Source organism: Psychrobacter sp. AOP31-B2-9 (assembly GCF_052378005.1).
Taxonomy (GTDB): Bacteria; Pseudomonadota; Gammaproteobacteria; order Pseudomonadales; family Moraxellaceae; genus Psychrobacter.
On record NZ_JBQSXG010000213.1, the window covers coordinates 1 to 3,542 of the forward strand.

The following is a 3,542-nucleotide window of genomic DNA, read 5'->3' on the forward strand; positions in this document are numbered from 1 at the left end:
ACTCCTACTTTAGCATTCACATGTTAGAGGAAACATTGGTGTCTTGAAAAGCACATTGATGATCAACACCAACACCAACACCAACACCAACACCAACACCAACACCAACACCAACACCAAAAATATTACACAGCCCTTATAATTATTGAACCCCTACTTAATAATAAAGTTATGAGAGAGTTTTGTAAAAATTACTAGACGACCGGTCTAATTATATTTACAATGCACGCAAATGTGAGAAACGAACTCACTAATAAATAATTTTTTAATTCGGCATCCAATCAATATTTAACAAACTTAGGAATATCATGAATAACTTTCAATATTACAATCCAGTACGTATCGTTTTCGGCGAAGAACAAATCAAACAATTATCAGACTTAGTGCCTACTGACGCCCGCGTCCTTATTACTTATGGTGGCGGCTCAGCACAACGCACTGGTACATTGGATGAAGTTAAAGAAGCATTGGCAGCAAACGGCAATCGTACCGTATTCGAATTCGGCGGTATTGAAGCCAACCCAGAGTTCACTACATTGCTAAAAGCGGCAGATATGGTCAATGAGCACAATATTGATTTTCTGCTTCCTGTTGGCGGCGGTTCAGTGATTGATGGCAGTAAATTTGTTGCATTGGTATCGTCACTTGCTGAAGAAGACGGTACTGTCTCACGTGAACAAGCGTGGAATGCATTGACTGGCTACTGTAAAGATATCGACTCTTCGATTGACTTGGGTGCAGTATTAACTATCCCAGCAACTGGTTCTGAAATGAACTCGGGCGGTGTGATCAACTATAGCGAACGTCAAGCAAAACTCCCTTTTAATAATGCACTTGCCTTTCCTAAATTCTCAATTTTAGATCCTGCTAAGACGCTAACTTTACCTGAGCGTCAGGTCATGAACGGCGTAGCCGATGCTTTCGTCCACGTGATTGAGCAATACCTAACCTATCCTGTTAATGCAAAGGTGCAAGACGCATTTGCTGAAAGTTTGCTGAAAATCCTTATCGAAGAAGGCTTAGTGGTTAAGCAGGATCCAAACAATTTAGAAACCCGCAAAAACATCATGTGGACAGCGACCATGGCACTTAATGGTCTAATCGGTACTGGTGTGCCACAAGATTGGACAACACACATGGTCGGTCACGAATTAACGTCATTGCATGCGATTGACCATGCTCGCACCTTAACCATCTTATTGCCATCAGTTATGCGTGAGTTAAAAGAAAGCAAAAAAGAAAAGCTGCTCCAATATGCTCGTAATGTATGGAATATCACTGACACCGATCAAGATGATGACACCATTATTGAAACCGCCATTGTTTACACGGAAAACTTCTTCCGCGACTTGGGCTTGCCAGTCAGCTTAAAAGACGCTGACTTGACTGAATCAGCCATTGATCCAATTATCAAGCAGCTCGAAGCTCATAACATGGTAAAACTGGGCGAACATGGCGCTAACGATTTAGAGGTATCACGCCATATCTTGCAACGCGCCGTTACTAGCAAAGCATCTTAATAAATAACAGCTCAGTAAGAACAAATACATATAGTTGTGCTATTCATAGTAGCTACTCAGCAATGAGTAGTTGCTATATCGTAATCAGAACCAAAACCACAATCTAAAATAATTCGATTTAAATAAAAACGCTAAAACCAATAATTAAAAAGGATAATAAAATGAGCTTTGATAATAATCAGAACCAAGAAATTAACCGCCAAATCACGCTAGCCAGCCGTCCTCATGGCGCACCAACCAGTGATACTTTTGAGCTAAAAACTACGGAGATTCCGACTCCTAACAACAAGCAAATGCTTCTACGTACCGTTTATCTATCACTCGATCCCTATATGCGTGGACGTATGAGCGATGCCAAAAGCTATACCGATCCATTACAAGTCGGCGACGTCATGACTGGTGGTACAGTCGCCCAAGTGGTCACGTCTAATGTGGATGGCTTTGTCGAAGGCGACTTGGTGGTATCAGGTTCTGGCTGGCAGGACTATAGCGTCAGTGATGGCGAAGGCGTTCTAAAGCTTGATAAAAACATGCCACACCCTTCTTATGGTCTAGGTGTACTAGGTATGCCAGGATTTACCGGGTACATGGGCTTAACTGACATCGGTAAGCCACAAAAAGGCGAAACCCTAGTGGTGGCCGCAGCGACTGGCCCTGTTGGTGCGACTGTCGGACAAGTGGGCAAAAAACTTGGCGTACGTGCCGTAGGTGTGGCAGGCGGCAAAGAAAAATGTGATTTTGCAGTCAATGAGCTTGGCTTTGATGTTTGTATCGATCACAAAGCGGATGACTTCGCCGAACAACTAAAAGCAGCTTGTCCAGATGGCATTGATATTTATTACGAAAACGTTGGCGGTAAAGTCTTCGATGCCGTACTGCCATTACTAAACGCACATGCACGCATTCCTGTGTGCGGCCTAGTGTCACAGTACAACGCAACCGACTTACCTGATGGCAAAGACCGTTTGGGCATGCTAATGGGTCAAATACTGGCCAATCGCCTGACGGTTAAAGGCTTCATTATTTTTGAAGAATATGGCGATCATTATCCTGAGTTCTTAAAAACCATGGGTCAATGGGTGGAGTCAGGTGACATCAAAACCAAAGAACATCAAACAGATGGCTTGGCACAAGCGCCGCAAGCATTCTTTGATATGCTAGAAGGCAAAAACTTTGGTAAAACTGTTGTTAAAGTTGCTGACGTTAAGTAATTTGCGTTAGGCCATCACCACTTAACAACATAACTACTTATTTTGATAACTGAATATTAAGTCTGAAACCTAGATACTGTTATTTAGATGCAGTTATTTAGATGCAGTTATTTAGATGCAGTTATCTAGATGCAGTTATAACAGTCATCATTTAGTATTCATCACTTGCTGCTTTAAGATGGCTTATTTATGTAAAGCATCTGTTTATATACAGCATCTACGTTTTGGCTTTCTATTTATCTATAAAAATTAACTTTCAATGTGAATGAATAACAAATAAGGATAACAATGAATATTTTAATGGTACTAACCTCACACGACCGTTTAGGCGATACTGGTAAAAAAACAGGGTTTTGGCTAGAAGAATTTGCCGCGCCTTACTACGCATTTATCGATGCAGGTGCTAACGTCACATTAGCGTCACCTGCTGGTGGCCAGCCGCCGCTCGACCCTAGTAGCGATACTGAAGATGCACAAACCAAAGATACCACACGTTTTAAGGGTGATACTAAAGCTCAAGAACATCTGGCCAGCACCAAAAAGCTTGCGGACGTAAAAGCAGAGGATTTTGACTCGGTATTTTATCCTGGTGGTCATGGCCCATTATGGGATTTAGCCGTAGATGAAAACTCTATCAGTTTGATTGAGACTTTTGTCAAACAAGATAAGCCTGTTGCCTTTGTTTGTCACGCACCAGGTGCGCTTAAAAATGTCAAAGTCGATGGCGAATATTTGGTCAAAGACAAAAAAGTCACTGGCTTTACCAACTCAGAAGAAGACGCAGTCGGCCTAACAGATATCGTACCTTTCT

Annotated in this window: 3 protein-coding genes; all 3 read left to right on the forward strand. The window is 42.0% G+C overall.

The window, feature by feature from the left end; all coding sequences use genetic code 11:
* The first annotated feature begins 308 nt into the window (after positions 1-308).
* Positions 309-1,520, forward strand: a complete 1,212-nt coding sequence (locus ACT3SX_RS14430) for an iron-containing alcohol dehydrogenase (RefSeq protein ID WP_192519939.1) — start codon at positions 309-311, stop codon at positions 1,518-1,520.
* 161 nt (positions 1,521-1,681) lie between these two features.
* Positions 1,682-2,731, forward strand: a complete 1,050-nt coding sequence (locus ACT3SX_RS14435; RefSeq protein WP_192519940.1) for an NADP-dependent oxidoreductase — start codon at positions 1,682-1,684, stop codon at positions 2,729-2,731.
* Between the two features lie 288 nt (positions 2,732-3,019).
* The coding region (locus ACT3SX_RS14440) for a type 1 glutamine amidotransferase domain-containing protein (protein ID WP_444519207.1) at positions 3,020-3,542 on the forward strand (523 nt) is incomplete at its 3' end.

Bases quoted from the DNA above. Each gene is read 5' to 3' on its own strand.
- ACT3SX_RS14435 (WP_192519940.1), top strand. From the start codon at position 1,682: ATGAGCTTTGATAATAATCAGAACCAAGAAATTAACCGCCAAATCACG.
- ACT3SX_RS14430 (WP_192519939.1), top strand. From the start codon at position 309: ATGAATAACTTTCAATATTACAATCCAGTACGTATCGTTTTCGGCGAA.